Annotated in this window: 21 protein-coding genes and 5 tRNA genes; 24 read left to right on the top strand and 2 right to left on the bottom strand. The window is 30.5% G+C overall.

The features are described 5' to 3' along the window. Positions 1 to 4: 4 nt before the first annotated feature. Positions 5 to 712: a TIGR00730 family Rossman fold protein gene (locus BLT70_RS11220; protein WP_091894440.1), complete on the bottom strand. Its 708-nt coding sequence runs from the start codon at positions 710 to 712 to the stop codon at positions 5 to 7. A 140-nt stretch (positions 713 to 852) separates the two neighbouring features. Here BLT70_RS11220 and BLT70_RS11215 point away from each other — a divergent pair, with 140 nt between their 5' ends. After that, positions 853 to 4632, top strand: a complete 3780-nt coding sequence (locus tag BLT70_RS11215) for a transglutaminase domain-containing protein (protein ID WP_091894438.1) — start codon at positions 853 to 855, stop codon at positions 4630 to 4632. A 2-nt stretch (positions 4633 to 4634) separates the two neighbouring features. On the opposite strand, the gene uvrA is transcribed toward BLT70_RS11215, so the two are convergent. Continuing rightward, positions 4635 to 7457, bottom strand: coding sequence for an excinuclease ABC subunit UvrA (gene uvrA / locus BLT70_RS11210; RefSeq protein WP_091894436.1), 2823 nt, complete (start codon positions 7455 to 7457; stop codon positions 4635 to 4637). Positions 7458 to 7569: 112 nt separating this feature from the next. On the opposite strand from uvrA, the gene BLT70_RS11205 reads away from it, so the two are divergent. The 23 genes from BLT70_RS11205 (at position 7570) to rpoB (ending at position 25132) form a co-directional block, all read left to right on the top strand. Beyond that, positions 7570 to 7797, top strand: a complete 228-nt coding sequence (locus tag BLT70_RS11205) for a PspC family transcriptional regulator (protein WP_091894434.1) — start codon at positions 7570 to 7572, stop codon at positions 7795 to 7797. Positions 7798 to 7800: 3 nt separating this feature from the next. Continuing rightward, the gene (locus BLT70_RS11200) at positions 7801 to 8805 is read left to right on the top strand and encodes a TrkA family potassium uptake protein (RefSeq protein ID WP_091894432.1); all 1005 of its coding nucleotides are present in this window, start codon (positions 7801 to 7803) and stop codon (positions 8803 to 8805) included. 62 nt (positions 8806 to 8867) lie between these two features. Beyond that, the gene (locus BLT70_RS11195; protein WP_091894430.1) at positions 8868 to 9767 is read left to right on the top strand and encodes an NAD(P)-dependent oxidoreductase; all 900 of its coding nucleotides are present in this window, start codon (positions 8868 to 8870) and stop codon (positions 9765 to 9767) included. A gap of 89 nt (positions 9768 to 9856) precedes the next feature. Then, positions 9857 to 11437 (top strand): sodium:alanine symporter family protein, encoded by a 1581-nt coding sequence (locus tag BLT70_RS11190; protein WP_091894428.1) that lies wholly within the window; start codon positions 9857 to 9859, stop codon positions 11435 to 11437. A gap of 642 nt (positions 11438 to 12079) precedes the next feature. Then, a complete protein-coding gene (locus tag BLT70_RS11185; protein WP_091894426.1) occupies positions 12080 to 12337 on the top strand; it encodes an alanine:cation symporter family protein in 258 nt (85 codons plus the stop codon). A gap of 32 nt (positions 12338 to 12369) precedes the next feature. Next, positions 12370 to 13263: a helix-hairpin-helix domain-containing protein gene (locus tag BLT70_RS11180; RefSeq protein ID WP_091894425.1), complete on the top strand. Its 894-nt coding sequence runs from the start codon at positions 12370 to 12372 to the stop codon at positions 13261 to 13263. 22 nt (positions 13264 to 13285) lie between these two features. Continuing rightward, positions 13286 to 14452: an acyl-CoA dehydrogenase family protein gene (locus BLT70_RS11175; RefSeq protein WP_091894423.1), complete on the top strand. Its 1167-nt coding sequence runs from the start codon at positions 13286 to 13288 to the stop codon at positions 14450 to 14452. A 379-nt stretch (positions 14453 to 14831) separates the two neighbouring features. After that, a complete protein-coding gene (gene rpsU, locus BLT70_RS11170; protein WP_091894421.1) occupies positions 14832 to 15029 on the top strand; it encodes a 30S ribosomal protein S21 in 198 nt (65 codons plus the stop codon). A 117-nt stretch (positions 15030 to 15146) separates the two neighbouring features. Then, on the top strand, positions 15147 to 16037 hold the full coding sequence (locus BLT70_RS11165) for a tyrosine-type recombinase/integrase (protein WP_091894419.1): 891 nt from the start codon (positions 15147 to 15149) through the stop codon (positions 16035 to 16037). A 3-nt stretch (positions 16038 to 16040) separates the two neighbouring features. Further along, a complete protein-coding gene (raiA, locus tag BLT70_RS11160) occupies positions 16041 to 16349 on the top strand; it encodes a ribosome-associated translation inhibitor RaiA (protein WP_091894417.1) in 309 nt (102 codons plus the stop codon). A gap of 105 nt (positions 16350 to 16454) precedes the next feature. Beyond that, a tRNA-Thr gene (locus BLT70_RS11155) sits at positions 16455 to 16528 on the top strand. Positions 16529 to 16571: 43 nt separating this feature from the next. Next, positions 16572 to 16653, top strand: a tRNA-Tyr gene (locus BLT70_RS11150). 15 nt (positions 16654 to 16668) lie between these two features. Next, positions 16669 to 16741 (top strand) — tRNA-Gly (locus tag BLT70_RS11145). 15 nt (positions 16742 to 16756) lie between these two features. Next, a tRNA-Thr gene (locus tag BLT70_RS11140) sits at positions 16757 to 16829 on the top strand. A 60-nt stretch (positions 16830 to 16889) separates the two neighbouring features. Next, a complete protein-coding gene (gene tuf, locus BLT70_RS11135; RefSeq protein WP_091894415.1) occupies positions 16890 to 18077 on the top strand; it encodes an elongation factor Tu in 1188 nt (395 codons plus the stop codon). 79 nt (positions 18078 to 18156) lie between these two features. Further along, a tRNA-Trp gene (locus tag BLT70_RS11130) sits at positions 18157 to 18228 on the top strand. A 20-nt stretch (positions 18229 to 18248) separates the two neighbouring features. Next, entirely contained in the window at positions 18249 to 18437 is a 189-nt protein-coding gene (gene secE, locus BLT70_RS11125; RefSeq protein ID WP_091894413.1) for a preprotein translocase subunit SecE, read from the top strand. Positions 18438 to 18448: 11 nt separating this feature from the next. Next, positions 18449 to 18997: a transcription termination/antitermination protein NusG gene (gene nusG, locus BLT70_RS11120; protein WP_091894411.1), complete on the top strand. Its 549-nt coding sequence runs from the start codon at positions 18449 to 18451 to the stop codon at positions 18995 to 18997. Positions 18998 to 19070: 73 nt separating this feature from the next. Beyond that, entirely contained in the window at positions 19071 to 19508 is a 438-nt protein-coding gene (gene rplK / locus BLT70_RS11115) for a 50S ribosomal protein L11 (RefSeq protein WP_091894409.1), read from the top strand. A 20-nt stretch (positions 19509 to 19528) separates the two neighbouring features. After that, a complete protein-coding gene (gene rplA / locus BLT70_RS11110; protein WP_091894408.1) occupies positions 19529 to 20218 on the top strand; it encodes a 50S ribosomal protein L1 in 690 nt (229 codons plus the stop codon). A 19-nt stretch (positions 20219 to 20237) separates the two neighbouring features. Then, positions 20238 to 20753, top strand: a complete 516-nt coding sequence (rplJ, locus tag BLT70_RS11105; protein WP_091894406.1) for a 50S ribosomal protein L10 — start codon at positions 20238 to 20240, stop codon at positions 20751 to 20753. Positions 20754 to 20803: 50 nt separating this feature from the next. After that, positions 20804 to 21178 carry a 50S ribosomal protein L7/L12 gene (rplL, locus tag BLT70_RS11100; protein ID WP_091894404.1) on the top strand — a complete coding sequence of 125 codons (375 nt, stop codon included), beginning with the start codon at positions 20804 to 20806 and terminating at the stop codon, positions 21176 to 21178. A gap of 144 nt (positions 21179 to 21322) precedes the next feature. Continuing rightward, positions 21323 to 25132 (top strand): DNA-directed RNA polymerase subunit beta, encoded by a 3810-nt coding sequence (gene rpoB / locus BLT70_RS11095; protein WP_091894402.1) that lies wholly within the window; start codon positions 21323 to 21325, stop codon positions 25130 to 25132. Positions 25133 to 25210 lie beyond the last annotated feature (78 nt).

The following is a 25210-nucleotide window of genomic DNA, read 5'->3' as shown; positions in this document are numbered from 1 at the left end:
AATTTTAGAAATTCGGTTTTAATTTATATTTAGAGTAAAATTTATTAAAATGCTCAACAGCTTCATCTGCAGTATCAACTATTCTAAAGAGATTTAAGTCTTCTTCGCTAATATTTCCTTCTTCAATAAGTGTGTTTTTTATCCAATCTAATAAACCTCCCCAAAATTTTGTTCCCATTAAAACAATAGGAAAACGACCAATTTTTTTAGTTTGTATTAAAGTAATTGCTTCAAAAAGTTCGTCCATAGTTCCAAAACCACCAGGCATTACTACAAAACCTTGCGAGTATTTTACAAACATAACTTTACGAACAAAAAAGTAATCGAAATCTAAACTCTTACCTTGGTCTATCCATGGATTATCGTGTTGTTCAAAAGGTAATTCTATGTTTAAACCTACAGAAAGACCTTTACCTCTGTTTGCTCCTTTATTACCAGCTTCCATAATTCCTGGTCCTCCACCTGTAATTACACCAAATCCATTTTGAGTTAATTTAAAAGCAACTTCTTCTGCTAATTTATAATATGGATGATCTGGTTTTGTGCGTGCAGATCCAAAAATAGATACGCAAGGCCCAATTTTGCTTAAGGTTTCGTAACCTTCAACAAATTCAGCCATAATTTTAAATATTCCCCAAGCATCTTTTGTTTTAATTTCGTTCCAAGTTTTTGGCTTTAATTTTTCTTTTATTTTTCTATCGTCATTTGTCATTATCAGTAATTTTTAGAATTAATTATTTTTTCTTTAAGACAGCTTGCTAAAATAGTTCTTTTTTTGAGAAATTGTTTAAGAGAATAGATATGTTTAACAAAATATTCTAGATTTGCTAGAATTAAATTTAAAATTGATTTATGAATATTAAAAATTTATTGATAGTAATTGCCTTTTTGTTTTTTGTTGTACTTGGTGTAAAAGCACAAAATAGTTCTAAAGATTATTGGAGTATAATGCTAGAGAATAACAATAAAGAAGCATATGAGGTTTTTTTAAAATCAGAAAAAGAGTATGAAAAATCAATAGAACTGTTAATTAGTAACGAAATTTTAAGAAATGAAAATGGCTTAATAAATGGTGCTTCGGATGGATTTTTAAATAAATTAATGAAATTTAAAGATTTTGAATATTATGTTTATGCCTTGTGGAATGATCCTTTTATGTTCGAAGATTATTTAAAAACAGGTTTTCATGAAAAAAATGTAAAATCTATTAAAACAATAGAAGCTTCTAAAGTAGAAAATAAAACCATTTTCTATGCTTTAAAATATTTAAAAGGAGTTGTTGAAAGAGATCATAAAGATATAGTAAAATATGATGAAGCTGTAAAACAAGTAGATGCTATAAAGGATTGGCAATATTGTGGTGTTTTTGAAAACTTAAATAAAAGTGGTTACGATACAAGTTATGAGCCAGAGCTTTATGCAAAAAATGATAAATTATTTGATGCCAATTCTAACGGAACAATTAATTGGTACACACCAAATAAAGAATATCAGAAAGAACCATATCAATTTTTTTCTAATCATATAGAGTATGGTTATGGAGTAAATTATGCGCAAACTTTTATCACTACAGATAAAGAGCAAAGAGTGCAATTAAGAATGGGGAATTCTTCTGCGTTTAAGGTTTGGTTAAATGATGTTTTAGTGTATGAAAATGATAAAGATGTAGATACAGATTTAGATGCGTATACTGTAAATGTAAATTTATCAAAAGGTACAAACCGACTTTTAATAAAGAATGCAGAAAATAACGGAATGTCTTATTTTATGGCAAGATTATCTGATTTTGAAGGTAATAAACTTGATGGAATAACCTATTCTAGTAAATATGCTTCTTACAATAAAGCAACAATTAGTGCTGTAAATCCTGAGAAAAAATCGAATACTATTGAAGATTTTTTTGTTGAAAAGCTAAAAGAAAATCCAACTAATTTTTTCTATAAATATTGTTTGATTAAAACCTATTTTAGAAATCAAAAATACGAAGAAGCAAATGTTATTATTAATGACTTATTAAAAACGCATACAAAAAGTTCTTTATTAAGAGTTTTAAAAACTTATACTTCTAGTTTTGAAGGTGATTTTAATGCGATTAATGAGTTAAATAAAAATATTTTTTTAGAAGATCCTAACTATTATTATTCTCTAGTAAAAAAAGCATCAGATTTTCAAGAGCTAGAAAGAATGAGTATTGCTGAGTTAGAAGTGTATATAGATAAGTTAAGAAATGCAACAGATTCGCCGATACTTAAATTTATTGCTCAATTTGTTTTAGATATTAGAAATGAAGATATAAAAGCATTAAAAGCAACAATGAATGATTTAAATAATGTTGCTTCGGATAGAGTTTTTGTATTACAAAGATTTATTCCTTTATATGATAATATTTTTCAAGATCAAGAAAGATCAATTACGGAATATGAGAAAATTTTAAAGAAAAGATTTAGTCCTGCTTTATTAGGTGGTTTAGCTCGTTTATATGATAAAACGGATAGAAAAGATGACGTTTTACAACTTTATAAAGAATATGTAAAAGACTTTCCGGCAGAAAATGAGTTTTTGTTTAGTTTGATTGAAAGGTTACATCAGTATGAAAAATATCAAGAATCTTTACCTTTTATAAAGCAAGCTTTAGAGAATTATCCATATTCGTTTAAAGCGATGGAATTTATGGGTAATGCGCTAACTCAATTAAATCAAAAAGACAAAGCGGTAGATTTTTATCAGCAATCATTAATTTATAATAATGGAAATAATCAGCTTTTAAAAAAGATTGAAACGATAAAAAGAGCCCCTAATTTTTTAGAAAAATTTACTGAAAATGATGTGTATTCTTATGTAGAAAAGGAAAGAAATAAGTATTTAAAAAATAATTACGGCACAAATATTTTATTAGATAGTAAAGTGTATCAAATTTATGAAACAGGTGCTTTAAAAGCAAAATCTGTTTATTTATATGAGATTACTTCTAAAAACGGAATAGAGAATTACAAAGAATATGATTTAGGATTATCTGGTAGTTATTCTATTTTAAAATCAGAAATTATAAAGAAAGATAAAAGTGTAATTCCTGCAGAAAGAACAGGTTCTAGTTTTGTGTTTAATGGGTTAGAAGTGGGTGATGTAATTTATGTTGATTATGAAACTACTTCTGTTAGTTCAGGAAGATTTTTTAAAGATTTTGTTGATGATTATCAGTTTGATTCAGAGAGCTTTTGCTTAAAAACAAGTTATACTTTAATAACTCCTAAAAATCTTGAGTTTACACATAAAGTAACTAACGGAAAGTTAGATTATACTAAAAAATCAGAAGCGAATTACGATGTGCATCAATGGCAATTATTGAACGCGGCAGAATTACCAAAAGGAGAAGATTATATGCCAACAGCTTCTGATTATGCTAGATTTTTACACATAAGTACTATAAAATCTTGGAACGAAATTGCTAATTGGTATTCAGATTTAGTAAGATCTCAATCTGTTTTTAATGCAGAAGTTGAGCAAAAATATAATGAGATTTTTCCAGAAAAAGACGTTTTAAGTTTATCCGAAGAAGAAAGAGCAAAAAGAATTTATTATTATATAATGAATAATTTTACCTACAGTTTTGTAGATTTTAAACAAAGTGGCTTTATTCCTCAAAAACCGTCAAAAACAATTTCGTCTAAATTAGGAGATTGTAAAGATTTTTCTACACTTTTTGCAACGTTTGCAAGAAGAGCAGGTTTAGATGTAAATCTAGTTTTGGTGCTAACGTCAGATTATGGAATGAAATCTTTAATCTTGCCGTCGCAAAATTTTAATCATTGTATTGTAAAGATTAAATTAAATGGAAAAGATCAGTTTTTAGAATTAACTGATAAGAATATGCCGTTTAAATCAATCCCAAATAGTTTGCTAAATGCAACAGCTTTAGAGATTCCTTATATGGTTGATGAAAGTAAGGAGTCTACTTTATTTCATTTGTCAAATATGGATGGAAATCCATCAAACTTAATATCAGAAGTGTTTATTAAGGTTGATGAAAATAAAACTCAAAATATTACTATAAATTCGAAAGTTACAGGAAGTTTGGCTTCTATTTATTTTAATATTTTAAATCAAGATAATTTTGAATTGGTTAAAGAAGATATTTTGGCAGATTTTAATCAAAGAATAGGCGAGGGCTTAGTTTTAGACACAATCAAGGATATTGCTGCACAAAAAGGAACAGATTTTCTAACCTACACAACAAAAGTTCATTTAGATGATAAAATGAACGAAATGGGCTCGATGACCTTTTTTAAATTGCCATTAGTTGCTCATTCATATAATGGCGGAATTGTTAGTTTAGAGGAAAGAAAATATGCTATAGATTATCAAAGTTATGAAAACTCAAACTTTTACAATTCTGTTTATAATTTAGAAATTCCGGCAGGGAAAAAATTCATAGAAATACCAGAAAATCAGAAATTTAATTATAAACAACATTCATTTGAGGTTCTTTATAAAGCAGTTTCAGAAAATCAATTACAGATAACAATTGCAGCAGCTACAGATTTAAGTGATATTGCTGCAAATGAGTATTTAGATTTTAAAAGTTATGTTGAAAAAGTTTTAAAAGCAAAAGATATTTTAATCGGCTATAAATAAAATTAGATTAATTCTTTTTTCAAAAATTGAGCGGTATAACTTTTTTTATGCTTGGCAACTTCTTCTGGAGTTCCTGTGCATAAAATGGTACCGCCTTTTTTACCGCCTTCTAAACCAACATCAATAACGTAATCTGCTAATTTTACAACATCTAAATTATGCTCAATAATTAAAACAGTATTTCCTTTATCAGCAAGTTTATTTAAAACATCCATCAACACTCTAATGTCTTCAAAATGAAGTCCTGTTGTTGGTTCATCTAAAATATAAAATGTGTTACCAGTATCTCTTTTAGATAATTCTGATGCTAATTTTATACGTTGTGCTTCACCACCAGAAAGTGTGGTAGATTGCTGACCAAGTGTAATATAACCCAAGCCAACATCTTTAATTGTTTTTAATTTTCTGTGAATTTTAGGAATGTTTTCAAAGAAATCGGTTGCATCTTCAATCGTCATATTTAAAACATCAGAAATTGATTTTCCTTTGTAACGAATTTCTAAAGTTTCTCTGTTAAAACGCTTTCCTTGGCAAGTTTCACATTCTACTTGAACATCTGGTAAAAAGTTCATTTCTATGACTCTAACTCCTCCACCTTGACAAGTTTCACATCGCCCACCTTTTACATTAAAAGAAAATCTACCAGGTTTATAACCACGAATTGCAGCTTCTGCAGTTTTTGCAAACAAGCTTCTAACTTCAGAAAAAGTTCCTGTATACGTTGCCGGATTTGATCTTGGAGTTCTACCAATTGGCGATTGATCGATATCAATTACTTTATCCACATGTTCTAAACCTTCAATTTTTTTATAAGGCATTGGTTTTTTAACACCTCTATAAATATGAGCGTTTAAAATAGGATACAAAGTCTCGTTAATTAAGGTCGATTTTCCACTTCCAGAAACGCCTGTAACACAAATCATTTTTCCTAAAGGAAAGGCAACAGAAACATTTTTTAAATTATTTCCTGATGCACCTTTTAGTTTAATGAATTTACCATTTCCTTCTCTTCGAGTTTTAGGAACAGCAATTTCTTTTCTGCCAGTAATATAATCTGCTGTTAATGTATCTTGTTTCTTTAAATCTTCAAAAGTTCCTTCGCTTACAATTTGTCCTCCATGTCTTCCTGCTCCAGGACCAATATCGAACACAAAATCTGCGTGTTCCATCATATCTTTGTCGTGTTCAACAACTAAAACAGAGTTCCCAATATCACGTAATTTTAGCAAAGAATCTATTAATTTCTGATTGTCTCTTTGGTGTAATCCAATACTTGGTTCGTCTAAAATGTACAAAACACCAACTAATTGAGAACCAATTTGAGTTGCTAAACGAATTCTTTGTGCTTCGCCACCAGAAAGTGATTTTGAAGTTCTATCTAAAGTTAAATAATCTAAACCAACATCCAATAAAAACTGAATTCTTGTTCTTATTTCTTTTATAATTTCTGATGCAATGATTAATTGTTTTTCTGATAAATCTTTTTCAATCGTTGCAAACCATTCTGCCAATTCGGTAATATCTAATTGTGCTAAATCACTGATGTTTTTATCGATAATTTTAAAATGAAGTGCTTCTTTTTTTAGTCTTTTTCCTTCGCAAGTAGTACAAGAAACTTCATCCATAAAAGCTTTTGCCCAGCGTTTTATAGTGGTGCTCTCTGCATTTATATATTGATTGTTGATAAAAGCCAAAATGCCTTCAAAGTCAATTTTATAATTTCTAGTTACACCAACAGTTTTAGATTCTATAGCAAAAGATTCATTTCCACCATTTAAAATAATATCTAAAGCTTCTTTTGGAATGTCTTTAATTGCATCCGTTAATTTAAATTGATACCGTTCTGCAATATTCTGAATTTGTTTAAAAATCCAGCTATTTTTTTGTTCTCCTAAAGGTACAATTCCGCCATTTTTTATGGAAATACTATCATCAGGAATTACCTTTTTCAAATTAATTTCATTGATAATTCCTAATCCGTTACAAGTATTACAAGCTCCTTTTGGCGAGTTAAATGAAAAATTATTTGGCTCAGGATTTGGATATGCAATTCCGGATGTTGGGCACATTAATTCACGGCTAAAATATCGAGGATTATTATCATCAATATCAATAACCATCATAATATTATTGCCAGAATACAAGGCCGTTTTTATGGTTTCTTCTAATCGGTTTTCTGCGGATTCGTTTATTAATAATCGATCAATAACTACTTCAATATCATGCGTTTTATATCTATCTAAACGCATTCCTTTTTCTATTTCTTTGATTTCGCCATCAACTCTAACTTTTACAAAACCTTGTTTAGAAATTTGTTCAAAAAGCTCGCGATAATGCCCTTTTCTAGATTTTATTAAAGGTGCTAAAACGGCTATTTTTTTATCAGCAAAATCGGTAAGAATAAGTTCTTTTATTTGTTCATCAGAATAACTTACCATTTTTTCTCCAGTATTATAAGAGTAAGCATCAGCTGCTCTTGCAAATAATAATCTTAAAAAATCGTAAATTTCTGTAATGGTACCAACTGTAGAACGCGGACTTTTATTAGTGGTTTTTTGTTCAATTGAAATAACTGGCGAAAGACCGTCAATTTTATCAACATCTGGTCTTTCTAATCCGCCTAAAAACTGACGAGCATACGCAGAAAATGTTTCTATATAACGTCTTTGTCCTTCAGCATAAATAGTATCAAAAGCTAAAGAAGATTTTCCACTTCCGCTTAAACCAGTAATAACGACTAGTTTTTCGCGTGGAATTTTTACATCAATATTCTTTAAATTATGAACTCTGGCTCCGTAAACTTCTATATATTGTTGGTCTTTCAAAAAAAAGTGATTTTTGCAAAAGTGCAAAGTTAATCAATATTAAATCAAATTTGATTGAAAAGTATTTAACAAATAATATAGTTTGTAGTATCTTGCAGTAAAAAGGAATTAGATGAATTTAATACATGCTGTACGTCATTTTTTTGAAAGACATGGTTTTGGAGTTTTCTCTAGATTTGCAGATAAATTAGGAATGCGTGCAAAAAATGTACGTATTTTTTTTATTTATATTTCGTTTGTAACTGTAGGTTTGTCTTTTGGTTTATATTTAACATTAGCATTTTTATTGCGTTTAAAAGATATGGTTTATACAAAAAGAAGTTCGGTTTTTGATTTATAATTTATGAGGATAAATGTATTAGAATCTAAAATTAATAAAACTTTATTCTTAGTTGTAACTATTATTTCTATAGGTACAATTGGGTATATGTTGCTTTCGCATTATTCTTTTGTAGATGCATTATACATGACTGTAATTACTGTAACTACAGTTGGTTTTGGTGAGTTAAGACCATTTTCGCCAGAAGAAAAAATTTTTACAATATTTTTAATTTTAACAAGTATTACTGTTTTTGGTTACGCTGTTTCAGCTTTTTCAGAATATTTAGTAAGTGGTAGATTATTTAAACATTTTAAGCACAGAAAAGTGGAGAAAAAAATAGCAAATTTAAAAGGACATACCATTGTTTGTGGTTATGGCAGAAACGGAAAGCAAGCAATTTTAAAACTAACAAATTACAATAAAGAGTTTGTTGTTGTAGAAAAAAATAAAGAAAGAACAGAAACTTTAGATACATTAGGTGTTTTAAATATTAATGGAGACGCAACTTTAGACGAAACTTTGCAAGCTGCTGGTATAGAAAAAGCAGCATATTTAATTACTGCTTTGCCTTCTGATGCTAATAATTTATTTGTTGTTTTAACAGTAAGTCAATTAAATAAGGATTGTAAAGTTATAAGTAGAGCATCCAACGAATCATCTTATAGTAAATTAAAAATAGCTGGAGCAAGTAATGTTATTATGCCAGATAAATTAGGAGGAGATCACATGGCGTCTTTGGTAACAACGCCAGATGTTATCGAATTTGTAGATAGATTAACAATTGAAGGAGAAACAACCGCAAATTTAGAAGAAGTTGCTGTTAATGATTTGCCTGGAAAATATTTAAATCAAACACTCTTAGACCTAGATTTAAGAAGACAAACTGGTTGTACAGTTATTGGTTTTATTGGTCCTAATAAAGAATATATTATAAATCCAGAATCTGATTGTAAGTTAATTGAAGATTCTCATTTAATTGTTTTAGGACGCAGAAGCCAAATTTTAAAATTAAGAGAATTGTTTTAAAATATAAAAAGTCTAACATTTTTTGTGTCTAAAACAATCTTATAAAATATAACCATTTATTTATGATAAAAGTTGTAATTACAGGAAGTAATGGTTTATTAGGGCAAACTCTAGTAAAGTTATTACTTTTAGAAAAAGAAAAATACCAAGTCATAGGTTTTTCTAAAGGTAAAAATAGAAGCGGAAGAGAAGATTTTAATTACATTTCTATTAATCTTACTGATGAGCAAAAACTTAAAAAAACACTTTCAGAAATACAGCCAGATTTTATAATTAACACAGCGGCAATGACACAAGTTGATGATTGTGAAAATAATAAAGAAGCGTGCGACTTGTTAAATATAACAGTTGTAAAATGGCTGTCAGAAATTTCTGAGGAATTAGGTACGCATTTAATTCATCTTTCAACAGATTTTGTTTTTGATGGATTAAAAGGAAATTATAAAGAAACAGATGCTCCAAATCCAGTAAGTTATTATGGATTATCTAAGCAAAAATCTGAAGAAGTATTAGGCAACTCAAAAATAAATTATACAATTCTAAGAACTATTTTAGTTTATGGGAAAGTGTTTGATATGAGTAGATCTAACATTGTACTTTGGGTAAAAGATATGCTAGAAAAAGGAAAAGAAATTACAATTGTTGATGATCAATATAGAGCACCAACGTATGTAGAAGATTTGGCTTTAGCATGTGAAATTTCTATGGATAAAAAAACGAAAGGCATTTATCATATTTCATCAAAAGAATTATTTAGTGTTTATGAAATTGCACAGCAAATAGCAGAAACTTTTAATTTGGATAAGAATTTGATAAAACCAATTTCATCATTTGCATTAAACCAAACAGCAAAAAGACCTCCAAAAACAGGTTTCGATTTATCTAAAACAAATAAAGTCTTAGAGTTTTATCCTAAATCATTTATAGAAGATTTACAAAGATTTAAAGAAGTCGTAATATAAAATTTACTTTTAACGGCTAAAACTTGTAGAAAAAGCATTTTTTTATCATCTTGCAGGCTACTAAATGAAAAACTAACAATTTATATATTATGAAAAAAAGAATTCTTTCAATGTTTTTATTGGCTATCCCCATGTTAACATTTGCTCAAGAAAAAGGATTGGACCAACAAATAGATGAAGCCTTTGGAAATGCAACAGGATGGTTTGTAGATATTATTTTTTATCAAATTCCTTTTACTGATACAATAAGTATTTACTGGGTTTTATTTCCACTTATTTTAGGGGCAATGTACTTTACATTTTATTTCAACTTTATAAACTTTAAAGGTTTTTTTACTTCAATAAACATTGTTAGAGGTAAATATGATGATTTAGAAGAAAGATTAAATCATAAAGTAGAAATTTCTAAATCTAAATTTTCTGATGAAGAAGATAATCCAGATACAATAAGAATAGAAGGTCATGAAGGTGAGGTTTCTCATTTTCAAGCGCTAACAGCTGCATTATCTGCAACTGTTGGTTTAGGTAATATAGCAGGTGTAGCAATTGCAGTTTCAATTGGTGGTGCAGGTGCTACTTTCTGGATGATTATTGCTGGGTTTTTAGGAATGGCATCTAAATTTGTAGAATGTACTTTAGGTGTAAAATATAGAGATATTGAAGAAGACGGAACCGTTTATGGTGGTCCAATGTACTATTTAACAAAAGGTTTAAAAAATAAAACATTAGGAAAAATATTGGCAGGTTTATTTGCAATCTTTGTTATTGGTGGTTCTTTTGGGGGTGGAAACATGTTTCAAGTAAACCAAGCTTTTCAATTAGTACAAAATATAACAGGTGGTTCAGAATCAGTATTAGCAGGTAAAGGATGGTTGTTTGGTTTAGTAATGGCTATTTTAGTTGGTATTGTTATTATTGGCGGAATCAAAAAAATAGCAAAAGTAACTGATAAGATCGTGCCTTTTATGGTTGCTATTTATGTAGGTGCTGCTTTGTTTGTTATTTTTGCTAACTACAACATGATAGGAGATGCTTTTTCTCAAATATTTAATGGAGCATTTAGTCCAGAAGGAATTGCCGGTGGAGCTGTTGGGGTTTTGGTGCAAGGATTTAGAAGAGCAGCTTTCTCAAACGAAGCGGGTATTGGTTCTGCGTCAATTGCACATTCTGCTGTAAAAACAAAATATGCAGCAAGTGAAGGTATGGTTGCTTTGTTAGAACCTTTTATTGATACAGTTGTGGTTTGTACAATGACAGCTTTAGTGTTAATTATTACTGGTAATGTTACTGCAGAAAATGCATCTTTAAACGATGCGCAGGCAATTTTATTAACTTCAGGTGCATTTGAATCTGCAATTTCTTGGTTTCCTTATGTGTTAACTATTGCTGTTGTATTATTTGCTTTTAGTTCTATGATTTCTTGGTCTTATTATGGTTTTCAAGGTTGGGTATTTTTATTTGGTAGATCTAAAAAAATGGAATACACATATAAAGTTATTTTCTGTATTTTCGTTGTAATTGGTGCTGCTGCAAGTTTAGGTTCTGTAATTGGTTTTTCTGATGCAATGGTTTTTGCTATGATGGTTCCAAATATGATAGGTTTAATTATTCTTGCTCCTAAAGTAAAAGAGGAGTTATCAAAATATATGACAGCTATAAAATCAAGATAATAATATAAATACATTTTTAAAAACATATTTAATCCCATTTCTGGTCCAATAAAAACCATAGAAATGGGATTTTTTTGATAATAGCTAGTAACTAAATTCAAATTTCTGCTTCTTTACTATGAAGAAAAAAACTTTTAATTCTTTTCTTAGTAATGCCTATATTTCATTTGCTCAAGAAAAAGGTTAGGCAAATAAGTAAATGATATGTATAAACCATTTCAAACTGGTTTATAAAATTTGGTTTTAGCTACATTGCTAATAGCGGGTTATAATATTCTTTTCGTAGTTTTATTATTAGTTTTTGAGGCAAACTTTTTACTCTAAATTTTCAAGTATCACAAAATTTATCAGAGTTATAAATACTTTAAAAGATAAATATGTAGATATCGAAAAACATTGGGTAGATAAATTATATATCAGCGATGATATTTTTTTAATATTTATGTTTAGACGCTTAATCTATGTTTAATTATACAGCATAAGATGTAAGTAGTTGAAATTTAGGTGCTACAGTTCAAACAATCAATAACATAGATTTAATTACAATAGTATTCAGTTTTGTAATTCCCATTTTCATAATAGTTAATAATCGCCGTGGTTTTTTTGCGTTTTCAACAATGACTTTTTAGTCCTAATTATAGCTTGCAATCTTGGGGAAATTTATTTGCTAAAGGAAAAGTTGCAGATATTACATATAAAATACTATTTTTACTATTCGTTGTTATTGGTGCTGAAGCAACTTTAGTTGTTGTAATTAAGTTTTCTGATGTTATGATATTAGCATTAGTTTTTCCTAATATGATTGGTTTATTATTCTTATTTCTAAAAGTAAGACATGAAATAAAATGTTATGTTGGTGCAATTTCAATCAAAAATAAGCAATTCAAGACGGTGCAATAGATGTAACTAAACACATGTAAAATATCAATATTATGAAAATATTTAAATCTCATTTCTGGTATAACAAAAGCCAAAGAAATGGGATTTTTCTTTTAGTTACATTGATTCTCATTTTACAAGTATTTATTTTTTCTGATGTTTTTTCTTCGGATGAAATTATAGATACAAATACATCAGAAATTATAGCCTTTCAAAATCAAATTGATAGTTTAAAAGCAATTGAAATTGAAAATAGAAAGCCTAAAATATATCCTTTTAATCCAAATTATATAACAGATTATAAAGGAGAACAATTGGGAATGTCTTTGGCGGAAATAGACAGATTACTCGCTTTTAGAAAAACGAATAAATTTGTCAATTCTAAAAAAGAATTTCAGCAAGTAACAAAAGTCTCTGATTCTCTATTAATTAAAATTTCTCCTTACTTTAAATTTCCAGACTGGGTTGTAAAACAAAATCAGCCTTATAAATCGTCATTGCGAGAAACGAAGCAATCTTTTAATGAAAAGGTAAAGCACAAATTATCAACTACAGATATCAACAAAGCAACAGCAGCAGACTTTAAAACAATCAACGGAATTGGCGTTGCTTTTTCTGAACGTATTATTCAGTATCGATTAAAATTACAAGGTTTTTCTTTTGATAATCAGTTATATGATGTTTGGGGATTAGAAAAAGGTGTTGCAGACAAAGTTTTAACAACCTTTAAAATTGTTGAGAAACCTATCATCAAAAAGCAAAATGTAAACACGGTTACTTTTAAAGAATTGCTTAAAAATCCGTATATCGATTATGATTTATGTAAAAAAATATTTAATTACAGAGATGAAGTTGCTGAACTTCAAGATATTTCAGAATTAAAAAACATCAAAGATTTTCCTTTAGAAAAGTATGATAGAATAGTCTTATATTTGTTAGCTAAATAATTAAATAAACTAAAATTAGCTTATGAACAGTATGTATTTTACTGAAGAGCATGAAGCATTTCGCTCAAGTTTTAAAGAATTTTTACAAAAAGAAGTAGTTCCGCATATCGAAAAATGGGAAAAACAAGGATTTGTAGATCGTTTTATTTGGAAGAAATTTGGTGAAATGGGTTATTTTGGATTATCAACTCCAGAAGAATATGGAGGATTGGATCTAGACCTTTTTTATACCGTTATCTTTTTAGAAGAATTACAAAAGATAAATTCTGGCGGATTTGCAGCTGCAATGTGGGCGCATGAATATTTAGCGATGACACATTTAAATAAAGAAGCGTCCGAAGCTACAAAACAAAAATATTTACTACCAAGTGTAGAAGGCGATATGATTGGTTGTTTGTGTATTACAGAACCTTTTGGCGGAAGTGATGTTGCAGGAATGCGCACTACAGCAATCAAAAAAGGAGATACTTATATTATAAATGGCTCTAAAACATTTATTACAAATGGGGTTTATTCAGATTATTTAATTGTTGCTGCAAAAACAGATCCATCAGATAAATACAAAGGAATAAGTCTTTTTATAGTTGATAGAGAATCAAAAGGTTTATCTGCAACAATGTTAGATAAATTAGGTTGGAAAGCCTCAGATACAGGAGAAATTGCTTTTGATAATGTAGAAATTCCTGCAGAAAATTTATTGGGCGAAGAAGGAAAAGGTTTTCCATATATTATGCAACATTTTGCATTAGAACGTTTAGTTATGGGAATAAATGCTCATGCTAGAGCAGAATTTGCTTTAGATTATGCCGTAAATTATATGCAAGAACGCGAAGCTTTTGGTAAATCTTTAAATAAATTTCAAGCATTAAGACACAAAATTGCAGAAATGGCAAGCAAAGTTGATATATGTAGAGAATATAATTATTCAATTACAAAACGTTTAAATGACGGTCAATATGTAGTAAAAGAAGCAAGTATGTCTAAATTGTTATCAACAAAAATGGCAGACGAAGTTATTTATGATGCACTACAATTGTTAGGTGGTTATGGTTATATGGAAGAATATCCAATGGCACGTTTATTAAGAGATAGTAGATTAGGTCCAATTGGCGGCGGAACATCAGAAATTTTAAAAGAGATTATAGCAAAAATTGTAATTGATAAAAAAGAATATAAACCAGCGACATAATTTCTTACTACATAAGGACATATAATTCTACAAGATTTTAAAATTTTGTAGAATTTTTATTTTATTTAAGACACATAAGTGTCAAAATTTTTAGTTTTGCTAACTGCTAACTGCTAACTGCTAACTGCTAACTGCTAACTGCTAACTGCTAACTGCTAACTTGGGCGTTCCCTAAAGGTCGGGCTTTACGCTATATCTTTTTTGTGAAAAACAAAAAAGGATGCCGCTTCAATCCCTAACGCAAATTAGGTGTTAAAATATTTTTAAATAACTAATTGCCAATTCATATTTTGTAATTACATTTGCAGTCCAAAAAATAAACCAAATAGTTTAAATACTATTCAAAATATAAAGATACGATGAAGGGAGGTGCATACTTATGTTAATTATACCTGTAAAAGAAGGAGAAAATATCGATAGAGCTTTAAAGCGCTATAAGAGAAAATTCGATAGAACCAAGACAATGAAAAACTTGCGTAACAGAAAAAACTTTACGAAGCCATCTGTAGCGAAAAGAGCTCAAAGAATTAAAGCGTCTTACGTTCAAAAATTAAGAACACAAGAAGAAGTAGGTTAGTAATAACTTATTTTAAGAATATTAAACTCGTATTGATTTTATCAATACGAGTTTTTTTATATCTAATTTTTTGTAATTTTACTAACAACTAACAACTAACAACTAACAACAAATAATTTGATAACTCATTTCTTAGATTACTTATCGCTAGAGAAAAAATATTCTATTCATACTGTAACTGCGTATAAGAATGATTTAATTTCATTTAGAGACTTTTTAATTACAGAATATAATCAGGAAGAATTAGTATCTGTTAGTTACCCACAAATAAGAAATTGGATCGTTTCTTTAGTTGATAGTGATATTTCTAATAGAACAATCAATAGAAAAGTAAGCTCATTAAAATCATTTTACAAGTTTCTTCAAAAAAGTGAACAGATAACAATAAATCCACTTTCAAAACACAAAGCCTTAAAAGTTGCAAAAAAGGTGCAAGTTCCATTTACATCCAAAGAAATTAATTCTGTAATTAATATTATTAATGAAGAAAATGATTTTATATCCGTAAGAAATAAATTAATTGTAGAGCTATTTTACTCTACAGGTATTAGAAGAATTGAGTTAATTAATATAAAAGAAAAAAATATTAGTTTTTCAAATAAGACGATTAAAGTTTTGGGAAAAAGAAACAAAGAACGTTTTGTACCTCTTTTGCAGTCTGTTGTGTGTACGTTAAAAAACTACTTAGAGCTTAAAAAGGAATTTTCTATAGGTTTAGAGGAAGTTTTTATTACAGAAAAAGGAAATAAAATTTATGAAACCCTTGTCTACAGAGTTATAAATTCATACTTTAGTAAAGTTTCTTCGAAGGTAAAAAAGAGTCCTCATATTTTAAGGCATTCTTTTGCAACACACCTGTTAAACGAAGGCGCAGATTTAAATTCAGTTAAAGAATTGCTAGGGCATTCCTCTTTAGCCTCCACTCAAGTCTATACACATAATAGTCTTGAAGTAATAAAAAAGGTATATAACCAAGCTCACCCTAGAGGGCAACATAAAAAAGAATGATTTATGAAAGTATTCACACAATCAGTAAACTTTAATGCAGATAATGAATTAATTAAGTTTGTAGAAAAGAAAGTACAAACATTAGAAAAGTTTCATGATAAGATAGTAGATGCCGAAGTTTTTTTAAAAGTTCAAAATACAAGCGATAAAGAAAATAAAATAACAGAAATAAAAATAAATATTCCAGGAAGCGAATTAATTGTTAAAAGAGAAACAAAAACCTTTGAAGAAGGTGTTAATGCTGCTGTTGATAATTTAAAAAGACAATTAAAAAGGTCAAAAGAGAAGCTTCGAGATTCGTTAATTTCATAAAAATGAAAAAAAATGAAAAAATAATCACAAAAAGTTTTAGAAATTAAAATAAACTTTATACATTTGCAATCCGTTAGAAATAGCGGGTTGTTTTTTACAACAAAAGCCGATGTAGCTCAGCTGGCTAGAGCAGCTGATTTGTAATCAGCAGGTCGTGGGTTCGAGTCCCTCCATCGGCTCTTAAAAAAGTAGAAAAAAGTTCATTAAAATAGTAAATTTAAAGGGGAGATACTCAAGCGGCCAACGAGGGCGGACTGTAACTCCGCTGACTACGTCTTCGCAGGTTCGAATCCTGCTCTCCCCACAAAATTTACATATTGCGAAAGTAGCTCAGTTGGTAGAGCGTCAGCCTTCCAAGCTGAATGTCGCCGGTTCGAACCCGGTCTTTCGCTCAAAATTATCAACAGGCCGGTGTAGCTCAGTTGGTAGAGCGCATCCTTGGTAGGGATGAGGTCGTGGGTTCAAATCCCATCGCTGGCTCATTTATTATGTATTATTAGACACTAAATATATTTAAACTAAGAATTAAAATTAATAATTATGGCAAAAGGAACTTTTGACCGTTCGAAACCACACTTAAACATTGGTACTATCGGACACGTAGATCACGGTAAAACAACTTTAACTGCGGCTATTACTAAAGTATTAGCTGATGCAGGATTTTCTGAGGCTAGGTCTTTTGATCAGATTGATAATGCTCCAGAAGAGAAAGAAAGAGGTATTACTATTAATACTTCACACGTAGAATATCAAACATCTAAACGTCACTATGCTCATGTTGATTGTCCTGGTCACGCGGATTATGTTAAGAACATGGTAACTGGTGCTGCACAAATGGATGGAGCTATTTTAGTTGTTGCTGCTACAGATGGTCCTATGCCTCAAACTAGAGAGCATATCTTATTAGGTCGTCAAGTAGGAATTCCTCGTATGGTTGTTTTCTTGAATAAAGTAGACATGGTTGATGATGAGGAGTTGTTAGAGTTAGTTGATATGGAAGTAAGAGAATTATTATCTTTCTATGAGTATGATGGAGATAATGGTCCTGTAGTTTCTGGTTCTGCTTTAGGAGCTTTAAATGGTGAGAAAAAATGGGTTGATACTGTTTTAGAGTTAATGGAACAAGTTGATGCTTGGATTGAAGAACCTTTAAGAGAAGTTGATAAAGATTTCTTAATGCCAATCGAAGATGTATTTTCTATTACTGGTCGTGGAACTGTAGCGACAGGTCGTATAGAAACTGGTATTGCTAATACAGGTGATGTTGTAGATATTATTGGTATGGGAGCTGAAAAAATGACTTCTACTATTACTGGTATTGAAATGTTTCGTCAAATCTTAGATAGAGGTGAAGCAGGAGATAATGCAGGTATCTTGCTAAGAGGTATTGCTAAAGAAGATATTAAGAGAGGTATGGTAATCTGTAAGCCAGGTTCTGTAACTCCACATGCTAAGTTTAAAGCTGAGGTTTACGTTCTTAAGAAAGAAGAAGGTGGTCGTCACACTCCATTCCATAATAACTATCGTCCACAGTTTTATGTAAGAACTACAGATGTTACAGGTACTATTAATTTACCTGCAGGGGTTGAAATGGTAATGCCAGGAGATAACTTAACAATTACAGTTGATTTGATTCAACCAATTGCATTAAACGTTGGTTTAAGATTTGCAATCCGTGAGGGTGGTAGAACAGTTGGAGCAGGTCAAGTAACTGAATTATTAGACTAATAAAAATATTAGTTTATTAATAAACAAATTATAAGGGTGTTTCGTTTTTTAACGGAACGCCTTTATCAATGAATAAGAAACGGGCGTAGTTCAGCGGTAGAGCACTGGTCTCCAAAACCAGCTGTCGGGAGTTCGAATCTCTCCGCCCGTGCTATAAAACATAAAAGTAAGATGAACTTTATACAATATATCAAAGATTCTTTTGTCGAATTGAATAACCACATGACGTGGATATCTAAAGAAGAAGCTCAAAAATCAACTGTTACAGTAGCTGTGTTTACAATTGTGTTTGCATTAGCTGTTGCTGGTATAGATTATGTTTTTCAAACTGGATTAGATAACTTTTTCAAATTATTTTAAGAGAATAAATTATGGCTGATACAGTGATGAAATGGTATGTTGTTAGAGCCATTGGTGGGCAAGAAAATAAAGTAAAAGCTTATATTGAAACAGAAATTTCTAGAGTAGGATTGTCAGATTATGTGAGTCAAGTAATTGTGCCTACAGAAAAAGTGGTTCAAATTAGAAACGGTAAGAAAATAAATAGAGAAAGAGTTTATTTTCCTGGTTATATAATGGTTGAGGCAAATCTCTCAGGAGAAGTTCCTCATGTTATTAAATCTATTACTGGTGTTATTGGTTTTTTAGGAGAAACTAAAGGTGGTGAACCTGTTCCTATGAGAAAATCAGAAGTTAATAGAATGTTAGGTAAGGTTGATGAACTTTCTGTTCAAGATGAAAACATTGCAATACCATTTAATTTAGGAGAAACAGTAAAAGTTGTAGATGGTCCATTTAATGGGTTTGACGGAACTATTGAAAAAGTGAATGAAGAAAAGCGTAAACTTGAAGTAATGGTGAAAATCTTTGGAAGAAAAACACCGTTAGAATTAAGTTATATGCAAGTAGAAAAGATATAATTGTTACACAAGTATATAAATAACGATTTGTTTTAAGCTTCCAAAATTAAAACAAATCATTAAACATTTTAAAATGGCAAAAGAAGTTAGTAAAGTAGTTAAGTTACAAGTAAGGGGAGGCGCAGCGAATCCATCGCCGCCGGTTGGACCCGCTTTAGGAGCTGCTGGTGTTAACATTATGGAGTTTTGTAAACAGTTTAATGCAAGAACGCAAGACCAACAAGGTAAAGTTTTACCAGTGGTTATTACTGTTTTCAAAGATAAATCGTTTGATTTTGTTGTAAAAACTCCTCCTGCAGCAGTTCAGTTACTAGAAGCGGCCAAAATTAAAAAAGGTTCAGGAGAACCAAACAGAAAGAAAGTAGCATCAGTTACTTGGGATCAAATTAAAGTTATTGCAGAAGACAAAATGGTAGATTTAAATGCCTTTGAAGTTACTTCAGCAATGAAAATGATTGCAGGTACAGCTCGTTCTATGGGATTAACAGTAAAAGGTAATGCACCAGCATAAACTTTATAAAAAGTAGTAATATGGCAAAATTAACAAAAAAGCAAAAAGAAGCACACGCAAAGTTAGATCGTTCTCAATCGTATGATTTAGCAACAGCTTCAGCTCTAGTCAAAGACATTACCAATGTAAAGTTTGATGCATCTGTAGATTTAGCAATTCGTTTAGGAGTAGATCCACGTAAAGCTAATCAAATGGTAAGAGGGGTAGTAACTTTACCTCATGGAACAGGAAAGGATGTAAAAGTTTTAGCATTAGTAACACCAGATAAAGAAGCAGAAGCTACAGAAGCTGGCGCAGATTATGTTGGGTTAGATGAGTATCTTCAAAAAATTAAAGGAGGATGGACTGATGTAGATGTAATTATTACAATGCCTAGTGTAATGGGTAAATTAGGTCCTTTAGGAAGAATTTTAGGTCCTAGAGGTTTAATGCCTAATCCAAAAACTGGTACTGTAACTATGGATGTTGCAAAAGCTGTTCAAGATGTAAAAGCTGGTAAAATCGATTTTAAAGTTGATAAGACTGGTATTGTTCATGCAGCAATTGGAAAAGTATCTTTTGATGCTAAGAAAATTGAAGAAAATGCGAACGAGTTAATTCAAACAATTATTAAATTGAAACCAACAACCGCAAAAGGAACGTATGTAAAAAGCGTTTTTATTTCTAGTACAATGAGTCCTAGTATTGCTGTTGAAGTAAAAACTGTTTAATACGTTAAAACTTATAATTATGACTAGAGAAGAGAAATCACAAGTAATACAAGATTTAACAGCAGTATTGGCAGGTACAAATACGGTATATTTAGCTGATATTTCTGGGCTTAATGCTCAAAATACTTCTAACCTACGTAGAGCTTGTTTTAAAGCAGGTGTTCAGTTATCAGTTGTTAAAAATACATTACTTGCAAAAGCAATGGAAGCATCAGACAAAGATTTTGGTACACTTCCATCAGTATTAAAAGGTAATACATCAATGATGATTGCCGAAGCATCTAATGCACCAGCAAAATTAATAAAAGAGTTTAGAAAGAAATCTAAAAAACCTTTATTAAAAGGTGCTTTTGCAGAAGAATCTATATATATCGGTGACGAACAATTAGACGCTCTTGTAGATATTAAATCTAGAGAAGAGCTTATTGGAGAAATCATTGGATTATTACAATCACCAGCTAAAAATGTTGTATCAGCATTACAATCAGGTGGTCAAAAACTTTCAGGTATTATTAAAACTTTATCTGAAAAATAATTTCGCGCACAAATAAACTATAATAAACAAAATTTTTAAAAACAATTAAAATGGCAGATTTAAAAGATTTCGCAGAGCAATTAGTTAACTTAACAGTAAAAGAAGTTAATGAATTAGCTACTATTTTAAAAGACGAATATGGTATTGAGCCAGCTGCAGCAGCAGTTGTAGCAGGACCGGCAGCAGCAGGTGGTGAAAGTGAAGCTGAAGAGCAAACTGAATTTGATGTAATCTTAAAAGCAGCAGGTGGTTCTAAACTAGCAGTTGTAAAATTAGTTAAAGAATTAACTGGGTTAGGATTAAAAGAAGCTAAAGGTGTTGTAGATAGTGCACCAGCACCAGTTAAAGAAGGTATTTCTAAAGCTGAGGCAGAAGGTCTTAAAGCTGCTTTAGAAGAAGCAGGAGCAGAAGTAGAGCTTAAATAAGCTTTTAATCCTGACTGCACATTTGTGTGGCAGGAAAACAAATTTAGGTTTAGGCACTAAGAATTCGTTTTTAGGCCTAAACCATTTTGTGTATATATTCGTTCTTTATTTTAATTCAGATTTTAATCAAAAAAATATTCTCTTTTGGCAACGAAAAACACTACTGAAAGAATCAACTTCGCAACTTCGCAAATGATTAAAGAATATCCAGACTTTTTGGATATTCAGGTAAAATCTTTCCAAGATTTTTTCCAACTTCAAACTAAAGCAGAAGAAAGAGGTGAAGAAGGTTTGTATAAAACCTTCATGGATAACTTTCCAATTACAGATACAAGAAATCAGTTTGTATTAGAATTTTTAGATTACTTTGTAGATCCTCCAAGATATTCAATTCAAGAATGTATTGAAAGAGGTCTTACCCACAGTGTGCCTTTAAAAGCACGACTAAAACTATATTGTACAGATCCAGAGCATGAAGATTTTGAAACTATTGTTCAAGATGTTTATCTTGGTACTATTCCTTATATGACAAATTCAGGTACCTTTGTAATAAATGGTGCAGAGCGTGTTGTAGTTTCTCAATTACACAGGTCTCCTGGTGTATTCTTTGGGCAATCTTTCCATGCAAATGGTACAAAATTATATTCAGCAAGGGTAATACCTTTTAAAGGTTCTTGGATAGAATTTGCTACCGATATCAATCAAGTAATGTACGCTTATATTGATAGAAAGAAAAAATTACCAGTTACAACATTATTCAGAGCTATTGGTTTTGAAAGAGATAAAGATATTTTAGAAATTTTTGACCTCGCAGAAGAAGTTAAAGTTTCTAAAGCTGGATTAAAAAAAGTATTAGGGCGCAAATTAGCAGCAAGAGTTTTAAAAACTTGGCACGAAGATTTTGTGGATGAAGATACTGGAGAAGTTGTATCAATTGAGAGAAATGAAATCATTTTTGATCGTGATACAATTCTTGATAAAGAACATATAGATGAAATAATAGATGCAGGTGCTAAAACGGTTTTACTTCATAAAGAAGATAACCATATGGCAGATTATGCTATTATACATAATACATTACAGAAAGATCCTACAAACTCAGAAAAAGAGGCTGTAGAACATATTTATAGACAATTACGTAATGCAGAACCGCCAGATGAGGAAACTGCAAGAGGTATTATAGATAAGTTATTCTTTTCTGAACAAAGATATAATTTAGGTGAAGTAGGTCGTTTTAGAATGAATACTAAACTTCAATTAAATGAACCAATTGATCAAAAAGTATTAACTAAGCTTGATATTATTACGATTATTAAATATTTAATTGAATTAATCAATTCTAAAGCAGAAGTTGATGATATCGATCACTTATCTAATAGACGTGTAAGAACTGTTGGTGAGCAATTAGCAGGTCAATTTGGTGTTGGTTTAGCTCGTATGGCTAGAACAATTCGTGAGCGTATGAATGTACGTGACAATGAGGTTTTTACTCCTATTGATTTGATTAATGCTAAAACATTATCATCTGTAATTAATTCATTCTTTGGAACAAATCAATTGTCTCAATTTATGGATCAAACGAATCCATTAGCAGAGATAACTCATAAGCGTAGATTATCGGCACTTGGACCTGGAGGTTTATCAAGAGAAAGAGCAGGTTTTGAGGTACGTGATGTACACTATACTCATTATGGTCGTTTATGTCCAATTGAAACTCCTGAAGGACCAAATATTGGTTTAATTTCATCACTTTCTGTTTTTGCAAAAGTGAATAACTTAGGTTTTATTGAAACTCCGTACAGAAAAGTTAATGATGGTGTTGTAGAAACAGTAGAACCAACTTATTTAAGTGCTGAAGAAGAAGAGGGAATGAAATTCGCTCAATCTAATTTAGAGTTAAATGAAGATGGAAGTTTTGTTACAGATAGAGTTATTGCACGTGAAGGTGGGGATTTCCCTGTAGTTAGTCCTGATGCGATAAATTATATGGATGTTGCACCAAACCAAATTGCATCAATTTCTGCATCTTTAATTCCTTTCTTGGAACATGATGATGCGAATAGAGCTTTGATGGGATCTAACATGATGCGTCAAGCGGTACCATTATTAAGACCAGAATCTCCAATTGTAGGTACAGGATTAGAACGTAGAGTCGCAAAAGATTCTCGTATTTTAATTAATGCAGAAGGTGCTGGTGAAGTTACTTATGTAGATGCTAATAAAATTACAATTAAGTATGACAGAACTGACGAAGAAAGACTAGTAAGTTTTGATTCTGATGAAGTTTCTTATAACTTAATTAAGTTTAGAAAAACCAATCAAGGTACCAATATTAACCTTAAGCCAATTGTACAAAAAGGTGATAGAGTTGAAGAAGGACAAGTGCTTTGTGAAGGTTATGCAACACAAAAAGGAGAATTAGCTTTAGGTAGAAATATGAAAGTGGCCTTTATGCCTTGGAAAGGGTATAACTTTGAGGATGCAATCGTAATTTCAGAAAAAGTTGTTCGTGAAGATATATTTACATCTATTCATATCGATGAGTATTCTTTAGATGTTAGAGATACAAAATTAGGAACTGAAGAGTTAACTAATGATATTCCTAACGTTTCTGAAGAAGCTACTAAAGATTTAGATGAAAATGGAATGATTAGAATTGGTGCAGAAGTAAATCCTGGTGATATCTTAATTGGTAAAATTACACCAAAAGGAGAATCTGACCCAACTCCAGAAGAAAAATTATTACGTGCTATTTTTGGTGATAAAGCTGGTGATGTTAAAGACGCATCATTAAAAGCTTCTCCATCATTAAGAGGTGTAGTAATTGATAAAAAGTTATTTAAGAGAGCTTTAAAAGATAAGACTAAGAGATTAAGAGATAAAGAGGCAGTAGCAACTTTAGAAGCATCTTTTGTATCTAAGTTTGAAACTTTAAAAGATGAGTTAATTGATAAGTTATTTACTCTTATAAGTGGTAAAACTTCTCAAGGTGTTTTTAATGATTTAGGTGAAGAAGTTTTACCAAAAGGTAAAAAATATACACTTAAAATGTTGAACTCAGTAGATGATTATATTCATTTAACTGGATCTTGGACAACTGATAAAGAGTTAAATGATTTAGTAGGAGAATTAGTTCACAATTACAAAATCAAGGTAAACGATTTACAAGGAAATTTACGTCGTCAAAAATTCACTATTTCTGTAGGTGATGAGTTACCAGCAGGAATCTTGAAACTGGCTAAAATCTATATCGCTAAAAAACGTAAGTTAAAAGTAGGTGATAAAATGGCGGGACGTCACGGTAATAAAGGTATTGTTGCTAGAATTGTAAGAGCAGAAGATATGCCTTTCTTAGAAGATGGAACTCCTGTAGATATCGTGTTAAATCCGTTAGGTGTACCTTCTCGTATGAACATTGGTCAAATTTATGAAACTGTTCTTGGTTGGGCAGGTCAAAAATTAGGAACTAAATATGCAACACCAATTTTTGATGGAGCATCTTTAGATCAAATTAATGGAATTACAGATGAAGCAGGTGTGCCAAGATTTGGTCATACACACTTATATGATGGTGGAACAGGAAAACGTTTCGATCAACCAGCAACAGTTGGTATCATCTATATGATTAAGTTAGGACACATGATTGAAGATAAAATGCATGCACGTTCTATAGGACCATATTCATTAATTACTCAACAGCCTTTAGGGGGTAAAGCACAATTTGGAGGCCAGCGTTTTGGAGAGATGGAAGTTTGGGCATTAGAAGCATATGGTGCATCAAGTATCTTAAGAGAAATCTTAACTGTTAAGTCTGATGATGTAATGGGTAGAGCTAAAACTTACGAGGCAATCGTAAAAGGTGAAACTATGCCAGAACCAGGTTTACCAGAATCGTTTAACGTATTAATGCATGAACTGAAAGGTTTAGGTTTAGACGTTAGATTAGAAGAATAAAATTTTTTCAGTACCAATTTTCAGTAGTTATTAGCAATTTGCGAAACCTACTGAAAATTGTATACTGCCAACTGAATA

Source organism: Polaribacter sp. KT25b (genome assembly GCF_900105145.1).
Lineage (GTDB): Bacteria > Bacteroidota > Bacteroidia > Flavobacteriales > Flavobacteriaceae > Polaribacter.
Note: the sequence above shows the minus strand (reverse complement) of the source record. Positions and strands in the feature narration are given on the sequence as shown.

Bases quoted from the DNA above. Each gene is read 5' to 3' on its own strand.
- BLT70_RS11220 (WP_091894440.1), bottom strand. From the start codon at position 712: ATGACAAATGACGATAGAAAAATAAAAGAAAAATTAAAGCCAAAAACT.
- BLT70_RS11215 (WP_091894438.1), top strand. From the start codon at position 853: ATGAATATTAAAAATTTATTGATAGTAATTGCCTTTTTGTTTTTTGTT.
- BLT70_RS11205 (WP_091894434.1), top strand. From the start codon at position 7,570: ATGAATTTAATACATGCTGTACGTCATTTTTTTGAAAGACATGGTTTT.
- BLT70_RS11200 (WP_091894432.1), top strand. From the start codon at position 7,801: ATGAGGATAAATGTATTAGAATCTAAAATTAATAAAACTTTATTCTTA.
- BLT70_RS11195 (WP_091894430.1), top strand. From the start codon at position 8,868: ATGATAAAAGTTGTAATTACAGGAAGTAATGGTTTATTAGGGCAAACT.
- BLT70_RS11190 (WP_091894428.1), top strand. From the start codon at position 9,857: ATGAAAAAAAGAATTCTTTCAATGTTTTTATTGGCTATCCCCATGTTA.
- BLT70_RS11180 (WP_091894425.1), top strand. From the start codon at position 12,370: ATGAAAATATTTAAATCTCATTTCTGGTATAACAAAAGCCAAAGAAAT.
- BLT70_RS11175 (WP_091894423.1), top strand. From the start codon at position 13,286: ATGAACAGTATGTATTTTACTGAAGAGCATGAAGCATTTCGCTCAAGT.
- rpsU (WP_091894421.1), top strand. From the start codon at position 14,832: ATGTTAATTATACCTGTAAAAGAAGGAGAAAATATCGATAGAGCTTTA.
- raiA (WP_091894417.1), top strand. From the start codon at position 16,041: ATGAAAGTATTCACACAATCAGTAAACTTTAATGCAGATAATGAATTA.
- tuf (WP_091894415.1), top strand. From the start codon at position 16,890: ATGGCAAAAGGAACTTTTGACCGTTCGAAACCACACTTAAACATTGGT.
- secE (WP_091894413.1), top strand. From the start codon at position 18,249: ATGAACTTTATACAATATATCAAAGATTCTTTTGTCGAATTGAATAAC.
- nusG (WP_091894411.1), top strand. From the start codon at position 18,449: ATGGCTGATACAGTGATGAAATGGTATGTTGTTAGAGCCATTGGTGGG.
- rplK (WP_091894409.1), top strand. From the start codon at position 19,071: ATGGCAAAAGAAGTTAGTAAAGTAGTTAAGTTACAAGTAAGGGGAGGC.
- rplA (WP_091894408.1), top strand. From the start codon at position 19,529: ATGGCAAAATTAACAAAAAAGCAAAAAGAAGCACACGCAAAGTTAGAT.
- rplJ (WP_091894406.1), top strand. From the start codon at position 20,238: ATGACTAGAGAAGAGAAATCACAAGTAATACAAGATTTAACAGCAGTA.
- rplL (WP_091894404.1), top strand. From the start codon at position 20,804: ATGGCAGATTTAAAAGATTTCGCAGAGCAATTAGTTAACTTAACAGTA.